Here is a 20,682-nt window from a genome sequence, read left to right on the forward strand (position 1 = left end):
CCGACAGGCAGCCGGCGACCCTGATCTCAGACCCTCCCCACCAGTTTCTGGCGCAGCTTCTTGATGCGATCGCGCAGATTGGCGGCCTCCTCGAAGTCCAACTTCTTGGCCGCGGCCTTCATCTTGTCCTCCAGCTCCTGGATCAGCTCCGGCAGGGCATCGAGGGGCACCATCGCGAAGGAAGCAGGTTCGGCCTCGGGCTGCGGCGCATCCTCCTGGGCACGCCTGGAGACCTCCAGAAAGCTGAGAATGGCATTGCCGGCCCGCTTGCCGGCCGGGCTGGGGGTGATGCCGTGGCTCTCGTTGTAGGTCTGCTGGATCCCGCGGCGCCGCTCGGTTTCGGAGATGGCACGGGCCATCGAATCGGTGAGGTTGTCGGCATAGAGCAGGGCCACCCCCTCAACATGGCGGGCCGCCCGGCCGATGGTCTGAATCAGGGAGCGCTCGGCCCGCAGGAATCCCTCCTTGTCGGCGTCGAGAATCGCCACCAGGGACACCTCCGGCAGATCCAGGCCTTCCCGCAGCAGATTCACCCCCACGAGGGCATCGAACTCCCCGTTGCGCAGATCCTGGATGATCTCGATCCGCTCGATCGAATGGATCTCCGAGTGCAGATAGCGCACGCGCACGCCATTCTCCGCCAGGTAATCGGTGAGGTCCTCGGCCATCCGCTTGGTGAGGGTGGTGATCAGGGTGCGCTCATCCCGCTCCGCCCGCAGCCGGATTTCTCCGAGCAGATCATCCACCTGGCCCTCCGTGGGCCGCACCTCCACCACCGGATCAAGCACGCCCGTGGGTCGGATCACCTGCTCGACCACATGGCCGTGGCTCTGCTCCAGCTCCCAGGCCCCAGGGGTGGCTGACACGAAGATGGTCTGACGGGCCTTCGACCAGAACTCCTCGGCCTTGAGCGGGCGGTTGTCGGCGGCGCTGGGCAGCCGGAAGCCATGCTCCACCAGCACCTGCTTGCGGGCCTGATCGCCGTTGTACATGGCGTGGAGCTGGGAGTTGGTGACGTGGCTCTCATCCACCACCAGCAGCCAGTCATCCGGGAAGTAGTCGATCAGGCACTCAGGCGGTGTGCCGGCCTGGCGTCCCGCCAGGTGCCGGGCGTAGTTCTCGACCCCGTTGCAGTACCCCACCTGCTGCAGCATCTCCAGGTCGTAGGTGGTGCGCTGCTCCAGCCGCTGGGCCTCCAGCAGCCTGCCCTGGCCATGGAGGTGCTCCAGGCGCTGGTGCAGCTCCTCGCGGATGGCCGTGATCGCCGCCTCGAGCCGGTCCTTGGGGGTAACGAAGTGCTTGGCGGGATAGATACTGATTTTTTCCAGGCTCTGCAGGATTTCACCTGTGAGGGGATCGACATAGCGAATTGCCTCCACCTCATCGCCGAACAGCTCGATGCGCACCAGGCGGTCTTCGTAGGCCGGACCGATCTCCAGCACATCCCCCTTGACCCGGAAGCGCCCGCGCGCGATCTCAATGTCGTTGCGGGAATACTGGTTGTTGACCAGCTCGCGCAGGGACCTGCGCAGGTTCAGCGTGTCTCCCACCTGAAAGGGCACCGCAGCCTTGAGGTACTCCGATGGAATCCCCAGGCCGTAAATGCAGCTGATCGAGGCCACCACGATCACATCGGAGCGCTCGAACAGGGAGCGGGTGGCGGAGTGGCGCAGCATGTCGATCTCTTCATTGATCGACGCCGTCTTGGCGATGTAGGTATCGGAAACCGGAACATACGCTTCCGGCTGGTAATAGTCGTAGTAGGAGATGAAGTATTCAACGGCATTGTTCGGGAAGAACTCCCGCAGCTCATTACAGAGCTGCGCCGCCAGGGTCTTGTTGTGGGCCAGCACCAGGGCCGGACGGCCGGTGCGGGCGATCACATTGGCAATGGTGAAGGTCTTGCCGGTGCCGGTGGCCCCCAGCAGGGTCTGGTAACGATCACCGCGATCGACCCCTTGCACCAGAGCTTCGATGGCCGTGGGTTGATCGCCCTTCGGCTCATAGGGAGCCTGGAGCTCGTAGCGCGCCATGGCCGCAGGATCCAGGTGCACCCTGGACAAAGACAGCCACAATCCTAGGAATCAGCCACAGGCTGCGCCTGTCGAGATCGCGGCATTGGGCTCCGGCCGGGAATCCTCACCCCACGCCGACCGACGCCGAGAGAGCGGCCGCTGCTCTGGTGAAGCTCACATCCAGGCCCAGCCAGCCCAGGATCAAGGTGCTGAGCACGCTGTAGACGATGGCGCCGAGGGCTGCACTCAGCAACCCGTTCTTCAGGCGGAAGCCCTGAATCAGCCAGGCCGCCAGAGCGAACAGAATGATCGTGATCACCCAGTTGTAGACCGCTGTGATCGGGGTGACCATGCCGCCGAGGCTGGTGATGGCCCAGGGCAAGGCCAGCACCAGCTTCAGCGGCCAGAGCAGCAGGGTGCCCAGCAGCCCGATCACCAGGGCGGAGAGAAGCGCCGTGCCGAAGCCACTGAACTCAACACCGAGGGGCAAGGCCCCCACGATCAGCAGGACCACAGCCCGGATGGGCCATTGCAGGAGCCAGATGAACGGGCCCATCACGGAAGAAGCGGCAACCGTTCAAAGTTAGTCAGAGCTGCCGCCATGGCCAAGACGGGTGCCCCGAACTGTCACAGCCGGGGCGGCAGGGGCCAGGGCTTCGCGCAGGCCACGCACCACCGCCACCATGGCCAGCTCGTCGTCGAGGCGATTCACGGCGGAACCCACCCCCACGCCATGGGCACCGGCGGCGATGGCCATGGGCAGCGTGACAGCCGAGAGCCCGGAGGCGCAGAGCACCGGCAGCTCCACGGCACGGCTGATGGCATGGGCTGCCGCCAGGGTGGGCGCCGCCTTCTCGATCAGGCCGAGGGTCCCCGCACTGAACGGGCGGGCAGCGGTGCCCCCTTCGGTCTGGATCAGGTCGGCACCGGCGGCGGCCAGATCAATAGCCAGCTGCTCCTGCTGATCGAGCGGCAGGAGATGGGGCACCGTGACCGAGAGCACCACCTCCGGCAGCAGCTCACGGGTGCGGCGGGTGAGGGCGAGCACGTCGTGGGCGGAGAAGATCCGCCCTTCGGCATAGAAGGCATCGAAATTGCCGATCTCGGCCATCGCGGCCCCGGCGGCGATGGCCTCGGGGAACAGCTCCGGATCGACCGCCGAAACACAGATCGGCAGGCCAGAGACGGCCGCCGCCAGGCGCACGATCTGCGGATCGCAAGCCACATCGAGCAGGTCGGCGCCACCGGCGCCGGCGGCACGGCAGATCCTCTCCACGCTGGCCGCCTCGAAGTTGCGCAGACCGGCGATCACCTTGAGCAACCGCCGGGATTGCAGCGCCGCTTGCAGGGGGGTGGGCAGGCTGGTGAGGCGCGACATCGGCGGGCAGGGCAGATGAAGGCGATTCTCCCATGGGGTCCCCTGCAGCACCGGTTGCACCGGCAGCTGCTGGCCGATCCCAAGCTGCTCCCACCGGGGAGGCGGCTGCTGCTGGCCGTCTCCGGTGGTCAGGACTCGATGGCCCTGGTGGCCCTGCTGCTGGAGCTGCGGCGTCTGCATGGCTGGGAGCTGCACCTCTGGCACGGCAACCACGGCTGGCGGCAGGAGGCGGGCGCCCAGGCCGCTGCCCTGGCGAGCTGGGCGGAGGGCCGGAGCCTGCCGATGCTGGTGGAGCGGGCCCCGGCAGGGTCGGCCGACCTGACCAGGGGCGCGGAAGAAGCCGCTCGCCGCTGGCGCTACGAGCGGCTGAGTCACCAGGCCCGCAGTCTGGGCAGCCTCCATGTGCTGACCGGCCACACCGGCAGTGACCGGGCCGAGACCCTGCTGTTCAACCTGGCAAGGGGTTGTGGTCTGCGGGGCCTGAGCAGCCTGCGCGCGCGGCGGCCCCTCCACGGCCCGATCGAGCTGGTGCGGCCCCTGCTGCGCTTCTCCCGGGCCGAGACCGCGGCCTTCTGTGAGCAGCACCAGCTACCCCTCTGGCTGGATCCGGGCAATGCCGACCCCCGCTTCAGCCGCAATCGCCTGCGCCAGGAGGTGCTGCCGGTGCTCGAGGACCTCCACCCCGGAGCCTGGCGGCGCATGGGCGCCCTGGCGGAGCGGCTGGAATCGACCCAGCAGCTCAGCGAGGAGCTGGCGCTGCTGGCCTTGGCGGCCCTGGAGGCCCCCAGGCCAGCCGCCAGCGCAGACTGGCCAGAGCAGGGGCCAGGCCTGCGGCGTCAGGGGCTGAGCCAGCTCTCGCCCGGCACCCAGGAGCTGTTGCTCGATCTCTGGCTGGAGCGCAACGCCGGAGTGCGCCTGGGGTCAGCGGGCCTTGGGGCCCTGCGGCAGCGGTTGCCTCTGGCCCGGGGGCCTGGCAGCCTGGACCTGCCCGGAGGCAGGAGCCTCCTCTGGGACCGGCAGACCCTGCGCCTGCACCGGACCATGAGCGCACCCAACCCCTGCCAGCCATGAAACCCAGCGGCTTCGATCAGGCCTACAAGAGCGTGGAGCTGGCCTACAGCCAGGGACGCTTCGAGGAGGCCCTCCGGCAGGGGCAGGAGCTGCTTCAGCAGGCACAGCTCAAAGCAGAGGACCCCCACAGCCTGCGGCTGAAGCTGCTGCTGGGACACATTCATTTCTACGGCTTGCGCCAGCCGCGGGAAGCAGGAGACCTCTACCGCCAGCTGCTGCGCAACGCCAGCGGGGAGAGCACCTACAGCGATCTGGCCGCCGAGGGACTGGCCCTCTGCGAGCCGAGTGGGCCGGCCACCGGCCAGGGCATGGCGCCCCCGTCGCTGGCTCCGGCTCCGCCAGACGCGGGCCTGGAGGCAGAGCTCGGCCAGGATGAGGACACCTCAAGCCAGTCCGTGGAGCCGGTCCGGGTGGAGGTGCTGAGCGAACCCCCAGGCACCGGGGCCACCACCCCCAGCGAGCAGCCCCGCTTCAGCTCAGAGGAGGAAGCGGAGCTGGCCAAGGGTCTGCTGCGGGTTGTGCTGCGCTGAGGGCAGGGCAGCCCCCAGCCCGTAGCGCTCAGTTGGAAGCGGTGGAACGCCGACGGCGCACGCGGTTGGCGGGCATCTCGGGTTCCTCACGCTTGGCCGCTGCGGCCTCAACGACAGGTGCCAGCGTGGGGGTCTTGACGACGGCGGGTGCCGTGGCCGTGGAGGCAGCAGCGCCGGCGGGCTGAACGCGCTGGGGAGCCGGGGCGTGGTTGCGGATCACAGGTTCGCGGCTTCCCCCATCGCGACCACCGTGGCGGCCACCACGGGGGGCCGGACGGCTGTCGGGCTCGGCATCGGCACGTCCCTTGTAGGCCGGGGTGCCGGCTGGAGCCGGCTGCACCAGGCAGATGATCAGAGGCTCCACCTGCAGCTCCCGGCGCAGGCGCCGTTGCAGACCGACCTCGATCTCCCGCTGCACGCCCACCCAGTCGACATCGGGGGCCGTGCCACCGGTGTTGCGGGCCAGCTGCTTCCAGCGGTTCTCGAGCACCCAGCCGATCTCCCTCTCAGCCCAGATCGAGAGCCGGCGCGCATCGGCCGTGGTGACCACACCGCGCAGGTTGACCCGTGGCGGAGCACCCATCACGCCGTCGGTGCTGATCACGGTCAGGAGGGTGATCACGCCGTCTTCGGCCAGTTGCTGCCGCTCCTTCAGCACCCGGGTGTCGACGATGCCGTTGCGGGAGGCATCGAGCAGCTCGATGCCGGCCTTGACGGGATCCCCCTTGTGGATGGAGCTGGGGGTGAGCTCCACCACATCCCCGTTGTCGATGATCAGCATGTTGTCGGCGGGGATCCCCATCGACTGGGCCGTGCGCGAGTGGCACACGAGCATGCGGTGCTCACCATGCACCGGCACGAAGAACTTCGGCCTGGTGAGGGCCAGCATCAGCTTGTGGTCTTCCTGGCAGCCATGGCCCGATACGTGGATGCCTTCGCCCTTGCCATAGACCACCTTGGCCCCCATCATCATCAGCCGGTCGATGGTGTTGACCACCGAAATGGTGTTCCCGGGGATCGGGCTGGCGGAGAAGATGATCGTGTCGGTGGGTTTGACCTGCACCTGAGGATGTTCACCGCGGGAGATGCGGCTGAGCGCGGCCAGGGGTTCGCCCTGGCTTCCGGTCATCAGCAGCAGGGTTTCGCGGTCAGGGAGGTCGCGGATCTGCTTGATCGGCACGAACAGCTCATCGGGGCAGCGGATGTAGCCGAGCTCCCGGGCCTTGGCGATCACGTTGAGCATGGAGCGGCCCAGCAGACCCACCTTGCGGCCATGCTTCATGGCCAGCTCCAGGATCATCGAAACCCGGTGCACGGAACTGGCGAAGGTGGTCACGATCACGCGGCCATCGGAATTGGCGAAATGGCGATCGAGGTTCGGGTACACCGCCCGCTCCGGCGGGGTGAAGCCAGGCACTTCGGCATTGGTGGAATCACTGAACAGGCAGAGCACGCCCTGCTCGCCGTAGTGGGCCATCCGCTGGATGTCGAAGTATTCACCATCCACAGGCGTGTGATCGAACTTGAAGTCTCCGGTGAAAATCACCACTCCCACGGGAGTGGTGATCGCCAGGCTGAAGCTGTCGGCGATGGAGTGGGTGTTGCGGATGAACTCCACCTGAAAATGCTGGCCCACCTTGACCACATCCCGTGGGCTCACCGTCTGGATCACAGTGCGGTCGGTGACGGCGGCCTCCTCCATCTTTCCCTGCAGCATCGACATGGCCAGCCTGGGGCCATAGATCACCGGGATGTTGAAGTTCTTGAGGTGGTGGGGAATGCCGCCGATGTGATCTTCATGACCGTGGGTCACGATCATGCCGCGGATGCGCTTCTGGTTTTCACGCAGGTAGCTGGTGTCGGGCAGCACCACGTTGACGCCGTGCATGCCATCACTGGGGAATGCCAGTCCGGCATCCACCAGCATCAGCTCATCGCCGTATTCGAACACGCAGGTGTTCTTGCCGATCTCATGAAGACCTCCGAGGGGAATCACCCGCAGGGTGGGCTGGTTCGTGGCGGTGGCCTTCTTGTTGTTGCTTGAGCTCATGGGGTGTGGAACGAAGGATTGAAGGAAAGTCGTACGGAATCTGGTGTTGCTGTTGCGAGAACTCCAGGCCGCACAGCGCCGGAGCCGAGCCATGGCGTCAGGTGGGACGCAGGGCAGCCAGGGCGGTGGTCAATCGGGCACGGACGTCGCTGTCGGCGGAGACCAGCGGAAGACGGGGGGACCCCACGGGCCAGCCCTCCAGTTCAAGGGCGGCTTTGACGGGAATCGGATTGGTGGTGGAGAACAGAGCCCGGCAGAGGGGCAGCAGGCGTTCATGCAGGCTGAGGGCCGTGGCCAGCTCGCCGGCCAGAAAGGCGGAGATCATGCGCTGGATCAAGGGCCCCACCAGATGGCTGGCCACACTCACCACGCCGACGGCGCCCACGGCCAGCATCGGCAGGGTGAGGGCATCGTCGCCGCTGTAGATCGCCAGACGGTCGCCGCAGAGCAGCCGCAACTGGCTGACTTCCGCGGTGCTGCCGCTGGCGGCCTTGTAGCTCACCACATTGGGGAGATCGAGCAGGCGGGCCGTGGTACTGGGCTCGAGGCTGCAGCCGGTGCGGCCGGGGATGTTGTAAAGCATCACCGGCAGGCGGGGGGCCGCCTGGGCGATCGCCCGGAAATGGGCTTCCAGCCCCTCCTGGGGCGGCTTGTTGTAGTAAGGGACCACCACCAGGGCGCCGTCGGCGCCTTCGTCGGCCGCCCGCCCGATCGCCTCGATGGCCTCAGAGGTGCTGTTGCTGCCAGCTCCGGCCAGCACCGTGGCTCGCCCCGACACCGCGGTCTTCACCGCATCAAACAGATCGTGCTGCTCCTGCCAGCTCAGGGTGGGGGATTCGCCGGTGGTGCCGCAGAGCACAAGCCCGTCGGAGCCGTGATCCACCAGGTGCTGCGCCAGACGGGCCGCCAGATCGAGATCGACCGCTCCATCCGGACGGAACGGGGTGACCATCGCGGTCAGCACCCGACCGAAGGGCGGTTGGCGTTGGCCCATGGCGCTCAAACCGCACCTCCCACAGCGGACTCGGACGGGGCCCCGGCAGGCTGGGCAGCAGCCTCATGCCGGGCTGGATCCAGCAGCAACTCGGCGATCTGAACAGCATTGAGCGCCGCTCCCTTGCGGATCTGATCGCCGCAGAGCCAGAGCTCGAGGGCGTTGGGTTCGCTGAGGTCCTGGCGGATGCGTCCCACCGCCACCGGATCACGGCCGGCGACATCGGTGGGCATCGGGAAACGGTTGGCGGCGAAATCCTCGAGCAGCTCCACCCCCGGGGCCGCCGCCAGCAGAGCCCGGGCCTCCGCGACGGGGAAGGGGTGCTCGAACTCGATGTTCACCGCCTCGGAGTGGGCCCGCAGCACCGGCACCCGCACGCAGGTGGCCGACAGCCGCAGCTCCGGCAGGCCCATGATCTTGCGGGTTTCGTGCAGCATCTTGAGCTCCTCCTCGCAGTAGCCGCTGGGCTGGAGCGGTGAGTTGTGCAGGAAGAGATTGAAGGCCAGGGAATGGGGCAGCACCTCGCTCACCGGCTCCCCCCCATCGAGAACGGTGCGGCTGAGTTCACGCAGTTCCTCCATCGCCCGGGCACCGGCACCACTGGCCGACTGGTAGGTGCTCACCACCACCCGCCGGATCGCACGACGGGACTGCAGAGGCGCCAGGGCCAGGGTGAGCAGGATCGTGGTGCAGTTGGGGTTGGCGATGATTCCCCGGTGGCCCTGGGCCGCCTCGGGATTCACCTCGGGGACCACCAGCGGCACCTCGGGATCGAGGCGGAAGGCACTGGAGTTGTCGATCACCACGGCACCGGCCGCCACCGCCACCGGCGCCCAGCGCCTGGAGATCGAGCCGCCGGCGGAGGCCAGCACCACATCCACCCCCTGGAAAGAGGCAGCGTCGACCGCCTCGATGCCGTACTCACGGCCCTGCCAGATCAGCCGTCGTCCGGCGGAGCGGGGGGACGCCAGCAGGCGCAGCTCACCGACCGGGAAGCGGCGTTCGTGCAGAAGCGCCAGCAACTCCTGGCCCACAGCACCGGTGGCTCCGAGCACGGCCACGGTCAGGGGCCGCCTCGGCAGAGGTTGAACGGTGGCGGTGGTTGACAACGGCAACAGGGGGTGAAAACGCTGGTCCTGGTGGCTGGGCCTGGACCCGATCAAGGGGGAACCCGGGGTGGGTCGAGGCAAACGCCATTGGCGCGGATGGGGATGGCTCCGGTGAACCGGGATGAGCCATCAGAAGGGGCTGGGGGAAGGTTGGAAGAGTTGCGGGGGAACGGGAAAGACTGGATGAGCCTGGGCCAGCGTCACGCTCCGTGAGGAGGAGGGAGCTGAGCACGGTGGACCGAAGGCTCGAAGCGGAACCGAATGGTCCAGGGGATATCAACGACCGCATGTCGTCTCCCACACAATACGCTGCCCGCGCCGCCGTCGGGAGCTGGCGATGCCCTTGGAAGGCTGGGAGGAGGCCCAGGAGCACGAGTTCTTAGGATCGCGGGCTGCATCGCCGCGGTCCCGGCCGTTTCTCCATGAGCTCCGCTTTGAAGGTCAAGACCAGCCCCCGTCCCGGCAGCAGGCTGGCGCTGGAGGTGGCCGTCCCCGGAGGCCGCTCCCAGGCCAGCTACGAGGCCGCCGTGGCGAAGCTGAGCCGCAGCGTGCGGCTGCCCGGATTCCGCCAGGGCAAGGTGCCCCGTCCGGTCCTGCTGCAGCAGATCGGCCCGCTGCGGATTCGCGCCACCGCCCTCGAAGACCTGGTCGACAGTGTCTGGCGGGACGCCCTGGAGCAGGAAAAGATCGAAGCCCTGAGCAGCCCGGAGCTGAGCGAAGGCTTCGAGGCGCTGCTGGAGCGCTTCAGCCCCGGTGAGGACCTCACCCTCACCCTCGAGCTGGACGTGCAACCGACCCCCAGCCTCAAGACCACCAAAGGGCTCAAGGCCGAGGCCGAGCTGATCAGCTACGACCCCGCTCGGGTCGACGAGATGCTCGAGCAATCGCGCCGCCAGCTGGCCACCCTGGTGCCCGTGGAGGACAGGCCCGCGGCCAGCGGCGATCTGGCGGTGGTGGCGTTCAGCGGAACCTTCGTCGACACCGATGAGGCGATCGAGGGCGGCAGCTCCGACGCGATGGAGGTGGAACTGGAGGAAAGCCGGATGATCCCCGGCTTCGTGGCGGGCATCCTCGGCATGGCCGTGGGTGAGGAGCGACAGGTGAGCTGCCGTTTCCCAGACGACTACCCCCAGGAGGCGGCCCAGGGACGGGAGGCCAGCTTCACCATCACCCTCAAGGAGCTCAAGGCCCGCGAGCTGCCCGCCCTCGACGACGCCTTTGCCAAGGAGGCCAGCGACAAGGAGACCCTCGCGGAGCTCAGAACCGATCTGGAGACCCGCCTGCGGGAGGACACCGAGCAGCGGGCCCGCCGCAGCCGCCACGACGCCCTGCTCGCTTCGCTGGTGGAGCAGCTGGAGGTGGATCTGCCCGAGACCCTGATCCAGCAGGAGATCCGCTCCCTGATCGAGCAGACCGCCTCACAGATCGCCCAGCAGGGGATGGATGTGAAGAAGCTGTTCACCCCCGACCTGGTGCGCAACCTGATGGACAGCTCCAGGCCCGAGGCCGAGCAGCGGCTGCGGCGCAGCTTCGCCCTCAAGGCCCTGGCCGAGGCGGAAGACATCCGGCCTGAAGCCGCAGCGATCGAGGCCAAGGTCAAGGAAGTGAGCCAGGGCCTGAGCGACACCAGCTCGATCGATCCGGTTCGCCTGCGCGAGGCCGTGGGCGAAGACCTGCTGCGGGAGACCCTGCTGGAGTGGCTCGAGGCCAACAGCACCGTCAGCGAGAAAGCGCCTGAAGCCAAGCCGGCCGCCGAGGCCGACGACCAGGCCTGAGGCCGCCATAGATTGAACGCCTGCACCGTTTCCCCTGCCCCGGCCGCGTGATCGAAGCCCTTCGCTCCCACCCGATCCAGAACACCTGGCAGGCCTCACCCGGCGTGCTGCCCACGGTGGTGGAGCAGTCGGGGCGAGGGGAGCGGGCGTTCGACATCTATTCCCGCCTGCTGCGGGAGCGAATCATCTTCCTCGGCACCGGCATCGACGATCAGGTGGCCGACTCCCTGGTGGCCCAGCTGCTGTTCCTGGAGGCGGAGGACCCCGAAAAGGACATTCAGATCTACATCAATTCCCCCGGGGGATCCGTCACCTCGGGTCTGGCCATCTACGACACCATGCAGCAGGTGGCCCCTGACGTGGTGACGATCTGCTACGGCCTGGCAGCCAGCATGGGGGCCTTCCTGCTCTCAGGCGGCACCAAGGGCAAGCGGATGGCCCTGCCCAGCGCCCGGATCATGATCCACCAGCCCCTGGGAGGCGCCCAGGGACAGGCGGTGGACATCGAAATCCAGGCCAAGGAGATCCTCTTTCTCAAGGACACCCTCAACGGTCTGATGGCCGAGCACACCGGTCAGCCCCTCGAGAAGATTGCGGAAGACACCGACCGCGACTACTTTTTGTCTCCGCCCGAGGCCCTGAGCTACGGCTTGATCGATCGTGTCGTTGATGACACCACTCCGGTTTGATCCTTAAGGTCTGCTGACGAACCTCCGGTTCCGGCCGATCCTGGAGCGCCGGACCATGCCCTACCCCCTGACCAGGACGCCCCAGCCCGATGGCCAAGTTCGACGCCCATCTCAAGTGCTCGTTCTGCGGCAAGTCTCAGGAGCAGGTGCGCAAACTGATCGCCGGCCCTGGCGTCTACATCTGCGACGAGTGCATCGATCTCTGCAATGAGATCCTCGACGAAGAGCTGGTCGAAAGCCACGGCAGTGCCAGGGCCCACGGCGATCCTGCCCGCAAGCCGGCCGTCAAGAAGAGCAGCAAACCGGCCCCCACACTGGCGAGCATCCCCAGGCCCCAGCAGATCAAGGCCTTCCTCGACCAGCAGGTGGTGGGTCAGGACGAGGCCAAGAAGGTGCTCTCGGTGGCGGTCTACAACCACTACAAGCGACTGGCCTGGCAAGGCGACGGCAACGGCGAGGCTGACCACTCCGCCACCCGCCTGCACAAGTCGAACATCCTGCTGATCGGCCCCACCGGCTGCGGCAAGACCCTGTTGGCCCAGACGCTGGCTGAACTGCTCGACGTGCCCTTCGCGGTGGCTGACGCCACCACCCTCACCGAGGCGGGCTACGTGGGTGAGGACGTGGAGAACATCCTGCTGCGTCTGCTGCAGAAGGCCGACCTCGATGTGGAGCAGGCCCAGCGCGGCATCATCTACATCGACGAGATCGACAAGATCGCCCGCAAGAGCGAGAACCCCTCGATCACCCGCGACGTGTCCGGTGAAGGTGTGCAGCAGGCCCTGCTCAAGATGCTCGAGGGCACCGTCGCCAACGTGCCGCCCCAGGGGGGGCGCAAGCATCCCTACCAGGACTGCATTCAGATCGACACCAGCCAGATCCTGTTCATCTGCGGCGGTGCCTTCGTTGGCCTCGACGACGTGGTGCAACGGCGGCTGGGCCGCAACTCGATCGGCTTCATCCCAGCGGACGGCCGCGGCCGCGGCCATCGCGAACTCAAGGCCAGCCAGGTGCTGCGCCACCTCGAACCCGACGACCTGGTGCGCTACGGGCTGATCCCTGAATTCACCGGCCGACTGCCCGTCAGCGCCGTGCTTGAGCCCCTCGACGTGCACTCCCTGGAGTCGATCCTCACCGAACCGCGGGATGCCCTGATCAAGCAGTTCCAGACGCTGATGAGCATGGACAGCGTGCGCCTGGAGTTCGAACCCGGGGCCGTCGAGGCGATCGCCCTCGAAGCCCATCGGCGCCGCACCGGTGCCCGCGCCCTGCGCGGCATCGTTGAGGAGCTGATGCTGGATCTGATGTACGACCTCCCCTCCGACAGCGAGGTCACCACCTACACGATCACCCGTGAGCTGGTGGAGCAGCGCAGCAAGGCCAAGGTGCTCCCCTATCCCAGCGTGGTCAGCCAGCAGGAATCGGCCTGACCTGAGCGGCAATCCACCCCTGACCGACCTTGCCCGGCACGAGGTCCCGGCGGCAGGGTGAATCAGTACCGCCTTTCTCCCGATCACAGCCCATGGCAGCCGCCGACCATCTGGAGGTGCCCCGGCAGCACGGGCTGTTCAACCACCACGGCATCGACCTGGGCGATGGCACCGTGGCCCATTACCTCGAGGGACGCCAGATCCTGCGCTCTCCCCTCGATGAGTTCAGCCGCGGCGAGACCGTGGAGCCCGTGGCCTATGACCCGGCCGAGATCTCCCCGCCGGGGGTGACCCTGCGCCGGGCCATGGGACGGCTGGGGGAGCAGCGCTACAACCTGATCTTCAACAACTGCGAACACTTCGCGATCTGGTGCAAGACCGGTCGTCACCGCAGCGCCCAGGTGGAGGGCTGGCTCCACACCGGCAGCCTGGGCGCTTTGATGCTTGGTCAGCTGGTGCCGGCGGCCCTGATCACCGGCGTGCGCCTGCTGCTCCGGAAGGGCCTCAGCCTGGATGGCGCGCAGCTGGAGAAGGGCCGGGTGCTGGCGCAGCAGAGCCTGGAGCAACTCGATGGCCTGCGCCTGAAGCTGCAGCAGAAACTGGAGACGGAACTGGCCCGGGCCGAAACGCGCTGGGGGGAGGGCAGAGACGGCGCTTCCGAGCAGTTCGTGACCCTGCGCCTGGCGGCCCAGAACCTGGCCGATCAGCTGGAAGAGGTGGAGGAGATGGAGGACCGCCTGGAGCGGCTGCTGGCCCCGAAACCCTCTGAGTAGCCTCATGGCCCAGGCCGTCCGGGGAGCACCCGCCATGACCCAGGCCCGTGCCTACCTGCCCCTGCCCCAGAAATACAGACCCCAGCGCTTCGACCAGCTGGTGGGGCAGGAAGCGATCGCCTCCACCCTCAGCAGTGCCCTGCGCCAGAACCGGATCGCACCGGCCTACCTGTTCAGCGGACCCCGGGGCACGGGCAAGACCTCCAGCGCCCGGATCCTGGCGCGGTCGCTCAATTGCCTGGAAGCGGCAGGACCCACTCCCGAACCCTGTGGGGTCTGTGAGCTCTGCCGTTCGATCACCGCCGGCAACGCCCTGGATGTGATCGAGATCGATGCCGCCTCCAACACCGGTGTCGACAACATCCGTGAGCTGATCGAGCGCTCCCGCTTCGCGCCGGTGCAGGCCCGCTGGAAGGTCTACGTGATCGATGAGTGCCACATGCTCTCGACCGCCGCCTTCAACGCCCTGCTCAAGACCCTGGAGGAACCCCCGCCGCGGGTGGTGTTCGTGCTGGCCACCACCGATCCCCAGCGGGTGCTGCCCACGATCCTCTCCCGCTGCCAGCGCTTCGATTTCCGCCGGATTCCCCTGGAGGCCCTCGAGGGCCACCTGCGTTTCATCGCCGGCGCAGAGGAGATCGGCATCACCCCGGAGGCCCTGCACGTGGTGGCGTTGCGGGCCCAGGGGGGCCTGCGGGATGCCGAGAGCCTGCTCGACCAGCTCAGCCTGCTGAGCGCACCGATCGAGGCTGCGGCGGTGTGGGAACTGCTCGGCGCCGTGCCAGAGCAGGAGCTTCTGGACCTGGTGGCGGCCATGGGAGCGGGTGATCCCGTGGGAATCCTCGAGACCTGCCGCCGCCTGCTCGATCGGGGCCGGGAGCCGGGAGCCCTGCTGCAGGGTCTGGCCAGTCTGCTGCGGGATCTGGTGCTGGCCGGGGTGGCCCCGGACCGGCTGGAACTCACCGCGGTCAGTGCCCAGCTGCAGCCTCTGTTACCCGAGCAGGCCCGCCGCATCGGCAAGGCAAGGCTGCTCAGCTGGCAGGCGCATCTCAAGGGCAGCGAACAGCAACTGCGCCAGAGCGCCCAGCCCAGGCTCTGGCTGGAGGTGCTGCTGCTGGGGCTGATCGCCGAGGCCGCGAGGTCCAACACCAGTCCTCCAGCACCGCCGGCAGCGAAGCCAGCAGCACCGCCCGCTTCGCCCCCGGCTCCAGAGACAACCGCAGCAGCGCCCCAGGCCCAGCCAGCGGCTGCGCCCCCTGCCGCGCCGCCAGCCCCTGCTGCTGGCCCGGAGAGTCAGGATCTCGGGGAGCTCTGGCAGCAGATCCTCTCCAGCCTGGAGCTGCCCTCCACCCGGATGCTGCTCTCCCAGCAGGCCTCTCTGCTGCGCCTTGATGGTCAACGGGCCGTGGTGCGGGTCAGCGGCAAGTGGATCGCCATGGTGCAGAGCCGGCTTCCCCTGCTGGAGACCGCCCTGCTCCAGGCCCTGGGCAGCCCCCGCCAGGTGCTGCTGGAAGCGTCCGAGCAGTCCGGCAGCAGTCCTGTGGCGGCCGCGGTCGTGTCCCCACCCTTGGTGCCGGTACCGGTGGTGCCTGTGGTCCCGGTGGAGCCGGTGGTGCCAGCCCCGCCAGTCCCGACTCCACCTCCAGGACCAACCCCGGCACCTGAGCCACCGCGAACCGGGGAGCCCGGTGAGCGATCAGAGCGGCAACCGCTCGACGATCAGGCCCGCCGTCTGGCCGACTTCTTCAACGGCGAAGTGGTCAGCCTGGAGGAATGAACCAGGCCGGTTCAGGAGGCCTGGGTGGAAGGATCCGCCAGCGGGTCACTGCCGGCAATGAGGTCATCACCCTCCCCTTCACTGCCGCTCTCGCCGCCCAGGTGCTGAGTCTTGGCCCAGACCAGACGCTTGGGCAACAGGGCCATGCGCAGGGTGACCCAGGGGATGACCACGAACCAGTGCATCAGATAGGCGATGCCCAGCGCAGCCGCCAGGGGATTCATCGCCGGTAGAGCAGGGCCATCGCTGGGTCGGCGGCAGCCGGCCACGATCGCTGCGCCGGAAAGCCCGAGGACCACGAGCGACAACGGCCAGACCGTGGGGGGCGTGCGGGTGATCAGCGCCGTGAGCAGGTCAACCACCGAGACCATCGGCAGCACGTACTGGAGCAGGAAGTAGCTGGTGAGGTCCAGTTTCTGGGAGGGGTTCAGGCGCTTGGAGAGCAGCCCTGGCCAGTAGTCGAAGAAGCGCTGCAGGCCCCCTTCCGCCCAGCGCTGACGTTGCCTCCAGAGCGCGGGGAGGGTGAGCACCGCCTCCTCCTCCACCGGGGGATCCCAGAGGATGCCCACGGGCTCGCCGGCCAGCAGCAGCCGAAAACTGAGATCGAGGTCATCGGTGACGGTGTCCTCGTTGAACCCCCCGGCCCGGGTGATGGCCTCGCGGCGCAGCAGCTGACCATTGCCCCGCAATTCCGCCACGCCACCGCTGGCCAGCCGGCCCTCCTGAACCACCGAATCCAGGGCCATTTCCATGGCCTGGGCGCGGGTGAGCAGGTTGCAGCCCGCATTCACCACAGCCTTGCGCAACTGCATGGCCGACCAGCCGCCCTGCTCCGCCTGCGGGATCAGCCGCTCGAGCAGATCCTCCTGAAGGCCAGCGTCGGCGTCGAGCACCAGCATCCAACGGCCCTCGAGGCGCCCGAGCACGGCATTGAGAGCGCCGGACTTGCCACCGCCGGCATGGCGGGGCCGTCGCAGCACCTGCAGCATCGGTGTGCTGGCCTCCAGGGCCTTGAGCACCTCAGGAGTGCGGTCCTCGCTGCCGTCGTCCACCACCCAGAGGCGGACAACCCCATGGCGGTAGCGCAGACGGCTGACCCGCTCCACCAGACGACCGATCACGGCCTGCTCATCACGGGCCGCCACCACCACATCCACTGCCGGCCAGGGGCCAGGCCAGGAGCCTTCGCCGACCAACGTCTCAGGAATGGCGCCGTCAGCTGAAGACCGGGGCCGGCAGCGACGCCAGAGCTGTCCCAGCACGGTGCGCACCACGTAGGCGCCGAGCAGGAGGGTGAGGCTGGCGGCGGGCAGAAGATTGCGGGGCGGCTCCAGCCAGTGGGGTGCGACCCCGGCCCAGCCGCAGAGCACGACGAACAGGGCGGCTTTGCCGCGACGGCCTTCGGAGCTGGAACCGGTGGGTGTCATGGCAACTCCGTCATGGCAACCGCGCCGGCCTGGCTGGTCCGCATCGCTGCGAACTCTAAAGGCCCCCACTGAGGACTTCCAGGGGCACCAGCTCGGTGCCCGGGTAATAGTGCGCCAGGATCCGCTGCTGGCTCCAGCCACGCCCTCCCAGATCGATGGCCCCCTGCTGGGAGAGGCCTGCGCCATGGCCGAAGCCACCCCCGCTGAAACTCCAGCGGCCCGGCCCGTCAGGCCTGACCACAAACAGAGTGCTCGGGAGTTGGCGGAAGGTGCGGCGGATCGCGTCGAGGCGCAGCACCCGCTGCCCTGTGCTGCCCACCACCGCAAGGGCGAGCACCCGGCCGCTGGGACCGCGCTCGAGGACCTTCAGTGCAGTGGGCTGCCCCACACCCCCGGGCCCTTTCTCAAGGGCCTGGCGGATCCGGGTGGCGTTCAGCTGGCGGCTCCAGCGAAAGAGAGGATGGCCGGCGCCGTAGGCGGTTCTGCCATCGCGCAGCAGCGCGGGCAGGCTGGCGGCGGGCAGCGGCAGGGCAAACCGCCTGGCAAAGGCCGGAGGGCCATCGGGGCTGGCCTGGAGGTAGGGCAGGGGCGCGCCGCTCCAGGCCTCCTCGAACCCGGCCGCGATGCCGCCGTTGCTGGCGTGGTAGACGGCGTGGATCGGCTGCCCCTGCCAGCTCAGCACCTGCCCCCGGGTGGCTTGCACGGCTCGGCGCACGGCGCCACCGGCCAGGCGCGGATCGGCGTACACCTGGCACTGGGTGTCGGAGCAGAGGTGGTAGCCATCGACGTCGTAGCGATGGCTGTTGCGCAGGGCCCAGGTGCGGGCGAGAACGGCCTGGGCGGCCAGGGCCGCCGCGGGAGAGCCCGCACCGATCTCATGGGGGACCACTCCCAGCAGGTAGCGCTCCAGGGGCACCTGCTCGATCAGGCTCCAGCCGCCGTAGGCATTGGGCTGCAAGCGGAACGGCCCCTGGAACACCCCCTTGCCCCAGCGCAACCCAGCCGGGGCCTTGAGGCGCAGGGGGCCCTGCAGCGCGATGACACTGCCATCAGCGCCGGTGGCCTCCAGCTCCAGGCGGGTTGTCACCTCCCGCCGCCAGGTCCTGACCTGAAAGCCTTCAGGGGGAGCTGTCCCGGCAGGAGCCCACACCTCCCACTCCGCCGGATGGGCGATCACGGGCTCCACACCGAGCCGGCGCCAGGCCTGGGCTGCCTGATCAGCCGTTTCAAAACTGGAGAAGGGGCCCAGGACGCTGCGCTCGATCAGCAGGGGTTCCTGCAGGGGCCGCTCCCGCCAGCGCAGGCTGAGGGTGGAGCCCTGCAGCGTTCTGCCGCTCGCATCCTCCAGCTCCAGGCGACCGGAGGCCGCCTTCAGCTGCAGAGGAGGGGCCTTGGCCGCGGCCACGCCGGGGGCCGGGCCGAGCCGGGAGCCCAGGGCGACCCAGAGCACCGGCCGGGTGAGCTCGATCGCCGGGCGGGATGGGGTGGGCCAGTGCAGGGCGACGGCCGGCATGGCGCGGCAGCCCGGGGCCAGCAGGAGAGAGCCGCCGAAGCCCAGGGCGAGCGGCGTCAGGCGCGGCAGCGACCGCGGGAAGGACGGGGCGAGGAAACGCATGGCAAAACCGTACGGCCGGGGGGAAGATCCTGAAGGAGTTGGCGGAAGGGGCATCAACGTCGTACTTTGGTTGTTTGTGAACGGGCGTCAGACATGCCGAAGCTCAAGACCCGCAAAGCAGCTGCCAAGCGGTTCAAGATGACCGGCAGTGGCAAGTTCATGCGTCGCCGCGCCTTCCACAACCACCTGCTCGATCACAAGAGCCCCAAGCGCAAGCGCTACCTCGGCACCATGGCGGTGGTCGATGAGCGCGATGCCGACAACGTGAGCCTCATGCTCCCCTACGCAGGCTGAGGCCCGGCGAAAGCCAGCTGCTCCTGAATTTCAACAGTCCAACCGAGAGTTCTCCATGGCCCGCGTCAAGAGGGGCAATGTCGCCCGCAAACGCCGCAACAAGATCCTCCGTCTCGCCCGCGGCTTCCAGGGCAGCAACGGCAGCCTCTTCCGCACCGCCAACCAGCGGGTGATGAAGGCCCTCTGCAACGCCTACCGCGACCGTCGCCGGCGCAAGCGCGATTTCCGCCGCCTCTGGATCGCCCGGATCAACGCAGCCGCTCGCCTCAACGGCCTCAGCTACAGCCGGCTGATCGGTGGTCTCAAGCGCTCTGACGTTCTTCTCAACCGCAAGATGCTGGCCCAGCTGGCCCTGGCTGATCCCGGCAGCTTCAGCGACGTGGTGGGCGCCGCCCGCTCCTGATCTGACCCACGCCGCACCCACTCCGCGCTGACCCCCCTGCAGGCCCGATGGACCTTCTCCTTCCACAGGCCTATCTGATCGGCCTGATCGTTCTGCTGGGTGGTGCCGCCGTCGTGATCGGGCTGCAGGTCTGGCGCGTGAGGGCCGATGAGGTTCGTCTGGCCAAGCTGGAGAACCAGGTCAAGGAGGAGTCGAAGGACGCCGCCACGCTCTACGAGCTGGCCTCGGTGCAGTTGCGCAAACGCCTCTACGACCAGGCCGTCGACTCCCTCAAGCTGGCTCTGAAGCGCTCGGATGGCGAACCCGGTGAAGCGCGGGCGCTGATGCAGAACGCCCTGGGCTTCGCTCTGGCTGCTCAGGGCAACCATGCCGCGGCCATCCGTCACTACAAGCTGGCCCTGCAGGCCAAGGCGGATTACCCCGTGGCCCTCAACAACCTGGGCTATGCCCTCGAGAGGCAGGCTCTCCACGAGGAGGCACGCCAGGCCTACAACCAGGCTCTGGCCCTCGATCCCTCCAACAAGACCACCAGCAAGCGCCTGAAGCTGCTGGATCGCCGCTTCCCCGCTGATTCAGCCGAACCTGGAGCCAAGGGGATGGCCCCGTCCGCCGGACGTCCGGGCACGGCCGCCAACGCCAGTTCCGCCAAGAAGGAGTCAGGGCCGAAGAAAGCCGCCTGAGGCGGCCTGGGCCCCAGACACCAGCGGCTCACCAGAGACCACGAATCGGAGCTCCTGTGGCAGGAGCTTCTGCAGGGGAGGCTGCCTCCTCAACCACAGGCCGGAGGTCGAAGCGACCGCCGGGATTGGTCAGGCGCGGCGCGACCCAGCCCGCCAGCTCCAGCCCCTGCACCCCGCTGATCTCCCCGCCCGACTCCATCCCGCCGACTTCGCAATCGCAGAGCATCAGCAGATCGAGCTGGTCGGACTTGGCGTTGAGGTTGCCCTGCACCCCCACCGTGGTTTCACCCACCTGCATCTCGCCGCGCAGGTCGACCATCTGGCCCATCGGGGTGGCTTCGGCCAGGCGCAGCAGCACCGGCTGGGGGGCACCTCCACTGAAGGAGCGGTAGACGCCCGACCAGACCCTGGGCAGCTCGCGGGCCAGTTCGACGGCCCGGCCCTTGGGATCGAAGGTTTCCACAGGCCCCAGCTCGGTCTCGAACACCTCAATCGATGACGACGGCGGCGCTCCGAAGGGCACGACGCTGCCCACCGGCAGGGGATTCATGGCCAGCTGGGGGTCGGCGGCAGCCAGCAGCAACGGCAGGAGCAGCGGCATCGCGAGTGTTCCGGGAGCACGTCTGAGCAGGCTAAGGGGGTGAAGCCCTGCCGGCCGGGCTGGAACAGCCG

Annotated in this window: 19 protein-coding genes; 10 read left to right on the forward strand and 9 right to left on the reverse strand. The window is 68.1% G+C overall.

The window, feature by feature from the left end; translation table 11 throughout:
* Window positions 1-26 precede the first annotated feature (26 nt).
* The 3 genes from uvrB to FPZ61_RS05880 form a co-directional block, all read right to left on the reverse strand.
* Window positions 27-2,033, reverse strand: a complete 2,007-nt coding sequence (gene uvrB / locus FPZ61_RS05870) for an excinuclease ABC subunit UvrB (RefSeq protein ID WP_185464733.1) — start codon at window positions 2,031-2,033, stop codon at window positions 27-29.
* A 106-nt stretch (window positions 2,034-2,139) separates the two neighbouring features.
* Window positions 2,140-2,571, reverse strand: coding sequence for a phage holin family protein (locus FPZ61_RS05875; protein ID WP_185464734.1), 432 nt, complete (start codon window positions 2,569-2,571; stop codon window positions 2,140-2,142).
* A 27-nt stretch (window positions 2,572-2,598) separates the two neighbouring features.
* Entirely contained in the window at window positions 2,599-3,393 is a 795-nt protein-coding gene (locus FPZ61_RS05880) for a DUF561 domain-containing protein (RefSeq protein WP_185464735.1), read from the reverse strand.
* A gap of 15 nt (window positions 3,394-3,408) precedes the next feature.
* Between FPZ61_RS05880 and tilS the strand changes: the two genes are divergently transcribed.
* A complete protein-coding gene (gene tilS, locus FPZ61_RS05885; protein ID WP_185464736.1) occupies window positions 3,409-4,464 on the forward strand; it encodes a tRNA lysidine(34) synthetase TilS in 1,056 nt (351 codons plus the stop codon).
* Window positions 4,461-4,994, forward strand: a complete 534-nt coding sequence (locus tag FPZ61_RS05890) for a hypothetical protein (RefSeq protein WP_185464737.1) — start codon at window positions 4,461-4,463, stop codon at window positions 4,992-4,994. The genes tilS and FPZ61_RS05890 overlap by 4 nt, the downstream gene beginning before the upstream one ends.
* Window positions 4,995-5,022: 28 nt before the next feature.
* On the opposite strand, the gene FPZ61_RS05895 is transcribed toward FPZ61_RS05890, so the two are convergent.
* The 3 genes from FPZ61_RS05895 to FPZ61_RS05905 form a co-directional block, all read right to left on the reverse strand.
* On the reverse strand, window positions 5,023-7,044 hold the full coding sequence (locus FPZ61_RS05895) for a ribonuclease J (protein WP_185464738.1): 2,022 nt from the start codon (window positions 7,042-7,044) through the stop codon (window positions 5,023-5,025).
* 97 nt (window positions 7,045-7,141) lie between these two features.
* Complete coding sequence (dapA, locus tag FPZ61_RS05900; protein WP_185464739.1) at window positions 7,142-8,038, reverse strand: 4-hydroxy-tetrahydrodipicolinate synthase; 897 nt, start codon at window positions 8,036-8,038, stop codon at window positions 7,142-7,144.
* A 5-nt stretch (window positions 8,039-8,043) separates the two neighbouring features.
* Entirely contained in the window at window positions 8,044-9,147 is a 1,104-nt protein-coding gene (locus FPZ61_RS05905) for an aspartate-semialdehyde dehydrogenase (RefSeq protein WP_185464905.1), read from the reverse strand.
* 422 nt (window positions 9,148-9,569) lie between these two features.
* Between FPZ61_RS05905 and tig the strand changes: the two genes are divergently transcribed.
* The 5 genes from tig to FPZ61_RS05930 all read left to right on the forward strand — a co-directional run bounded on the left by tig (window position 9,570) and on the right by FPZ61_RS05930 (window position 15,591).
* The gene (tig, locus tag FPZ61_RS05910) at window positions 9,570-10,922 is read left to right on the forward strand and encodes a trigger factor (protein WP_185464740.1); all 1,353 of its coding nucleotides are present in this window, start codon (window positions 9,570-9,572) and stop codon (window positions 10,920-10,922) included.
* Between the two features lie 47 nt (window positions 10,923-10,969).
* Window positions 10,970-11,611 carry an ATP-dependent Clp endopeptidase proteolytic subunit ClpP gene (clpP, locus tag FPZ61_RS05915; RefSeq protein WP_185464741.1) on the forward strand — a complete coding sequence of 214 codons (642 nt, stop codon included), beginning with the start codon at window positions 10,970-10,972 and terminating at the stop codon, window positions 11,609-11,611.
* A gap of 89 nt (window positions 11,612-11,700) precedes the next feature.
* On the forward strand, window positions 11,701-13,041 hold the full coding sequence (gene clpX, locus FPZ61_RS05920; RefSeq protein ID WP_185464742.1) for an ATP-dependent protease ATP-binding subunit ClpX: 1,341 nt from the start codon (window positions 11,701-11,703) through the stop codon (window positions 13,039-13,041).
* Window positions 13,042-13,133: 92 nt separating this feature from the next.
* Complete coding sequence (locus tag FPZ61_RS05925) at window positions 13,134-13,814, forward strand: lecithin retinol acyltransferase family protein (protein WP_185464743.1); 681 nt, start codon at window positions 13,134-13,136, stop codon at window positions 13,812-13,814.
* Between the two features lie 34 nt (window positions 13,815-13,848).
* Window positions 13,849-15,591, forward strand: coding sequence for a DNA polymerase III subunit gamma/tau (locus FPZ61_RS05930; protein ID WP_185464744.1), 1,743 nt, complete (start codon window positions 13,849-13,851; stop codon window positions 15,589-15,591).
* 11 nt (window positions 15,592-15,602) lie between these two features.
* On the opposite strand, the gene FPZ61_RS05935 is transcribed toward FPZ61_RS05930, so the two are convergent.
* A complete protein-coding gene (locus FPZ61_RS05935; protein ID WP_185464745.1) occupies window positions 15,603-17,018 on the reverse strand; it encodes a glycosyltransferase family 2 protein in 1,416 nt (471 codons plus the stop codon).
* Between the two features lie 55 nt (window positions 17,019-17,073).
* Window positions 17,074-18,633 carry a SpoIID/LytB domain-containing protein gene (locus FPZ61_RS05940; RefSeq protein ID WP_255441419.1) on the reverse strand — a complete coding sequence of 520 codons (1,560 nt, stop codon included), beginning with the start codon at window positions 18,631-18,633 and terminating at the stop codon, window positions 17,074-17,076.
* Window positions 18,634-18,726: 93 nt separating this feature from the next.
* On the opposite strand from FPZ61_RS05940, the gene rpmI reads away from it, so the two are divergent.
* Genes rpmI through FPZ61_RS05955 form a run of 3 tightly spaced genes read left to right on the forward strand, consistent with a single transcriptional unit; the run spans window position 18,727 to window position 20,010 of the window.
* Complete coding sequence (rpmI, locus tag FPZ61_RS05945) at window positions 18,727-18,927, forward strand: 50S ribosomal protein L35 (RefSeq protein ID WP_185464746.1); 201 nt, start codon at window positions 18,727-18,729, stop codon at window positions 18,925-18,927.
* Window positions 18,928-18,982: 55 nt separating this feature from the next.
* A complete protein-coding gene (rplT, locus tag FPZ61_RS05950) occupies window positions 18,983-19,330 on the forward strand; it encodes a 50S ribosomal protein L20 (protein WP_185464747.1) in 348 nt (115 codons plus the stop codon).
* A 47-nt stretch (window positions 19,331-19,377) separates the two neighbouring features.
* Window positions 19,378-20,010 carry a tetratricopeptide repeat protein gene (locus tag FPZ61_RS05955; protein WP_185464748.1) on the forward strand — a complete coding sequence of 211 codons (633 nt, stop codon included), beginning with the start codon at window positions 19,378-19,380 and terminating at the stop codon, window positions 20,008-20,010.
* Window positions 20,011-20,038: 28 nt separating this feature from the next.
* Here the strand turns inward: FPZ61_RS05955 and FPZ61_RS05960 are convergent, their stop codons facing one another.
* Window positions 20,039-20,611 (reverse strand): hypothetical protein, encoded by a 573-nt coding sequence (locus FPZ61_RS05960; protein ID WP_185464749.1) that lies wholly within the window; start codon window positions 20,609-20,611, stop codon window positions 20,039-20,041.
* Between the last annotated feature and the right edge of the window lie 71 nt (window positions 20,612-20,682).

The organism is Synechococcus sp. BSA11S (genome assembly GCF_014224355.1).
In the GTDB taxonomy this organism is placed as follows: domain Bacteria; phylum Cyanobacteriota; class Cyanobacteriia; order PCC-6307; family Cyanobiaceae; genus Regnicoccus_A.

Coding starts and splice junctions, on each gene's coding strand:
- FPZ61_RS05925 (WP_185464743.1), top strand. CDS start 13,134: ATGGCAGCCGCCGACCATCTGGAGGTGCCCCGGCAGCACGGGCTGTTC.
- rpmI (WP_185464746.1), top strand. CDS start 18,727: ATGCCGAAGCTCAAGACCCGCAAAGCAGCTGCCAAGCGGTTCAAGATG.
- clpX (WP_185464742.1), top strand. CDS start 11,701: ATGGCCAAGTTCGACGCCCATCTCAAGTGCTCGTTCTGCGGCAAGTCT.
- FPZ61_RS05955 (WP_185464748.1), top strand. CDS start 19,378: ATGGACCTTCTCCTTCCACAGGCCTATCTGATCGGCCTGATCGTTCTG.
- FPZ61_RS05940 (WP_255441419.1), bottom strand. CDS start 18,633: ATGCGTTTCCTCGCCCCGTCCTTCCCGCGGTCGCTGCCGCGCCTGACG.
- tig (WP_185464740.1), top strand. CDS start 9,570: ATGAGCTCCGCTTTGAAGGTCAAGACCAGCCCCCGTCCCGGCAGCAGG.
- tilS (WP_185464736.1), top strand. CDS start 3,409: ATGAAGGCGATTCTCCCATGGGGTCCCCTGCAGCACCGGTTGCACCGG.
- FPZ61_RS05890 (WP_185464737.1), top strand. CDS start 4,461: ATGAAACCCAGCGGCTTCGATCAGGCCTACAAGAGCGTGGAGCTGGCC.
- FPZ61_RS05960 (WP_185464749.1), bottom strand. CDS start 20,611: ATGCCGCTGCTCCTGCCGTTGCTGCTGGCTGCCGCCGACCCCCAGCTG.
- FPZ61_RS05880 (WP_185464735.1), bottom strand. CDS start 3,393: ATGTCGCGCCTCACCAGCCTGCCCACCCCCCTGCAAGCGGCGCTGCAA.
- rplT (WP_185464747.1), top strand. CDS start 18,983: ATGGCCCGCGTCAAGAGGGGCAATGTCGCCCGCAAACGCCGCAACAAG.
- FPZ61_RS05895 (WP_185464738.1), bottom strand. CDS start 7,044: ATGAGCTCAAGCAACAACAAGAAGGCCACCGCCACGAACCAGCCCACC.
- FPZ61_RS05930 (WP_185464744.1), top strand. CDS start 13,849: ATGACCCAGGCCCGTGCCTACCTGCCCCTGCCCCAGAAATACAGACCC.
- FPZ61_RS05935 (WP_185464745.1), bottom strand. CDS start 17,018: ATGACACCCACCGGTTCCAGCTCCGAAGGCCGTCGCGGCAAAGCCGCC.
- FPZ61_RS05875 (WP_185464734.1), bottom strand. CDS start 2,571: ATGGGCCCGTTCATCTGGCTCCTGCAATGGCCCATCCGGGCTGTGGTC.
- uvrB (WP_185464733.1), bottom strand. CDS start 2,033: ATGGCGCGCTACGAGCTCCAGGCTCCCTATGAGCCGAAGGGCGATCAA.
- dapA (WP_185464739.1), bottom strand. CDS start 8,038: ATGGGCCAACGCCAACCGCCCTTCGGTCGGGTGCTGACCGCGATGGTC.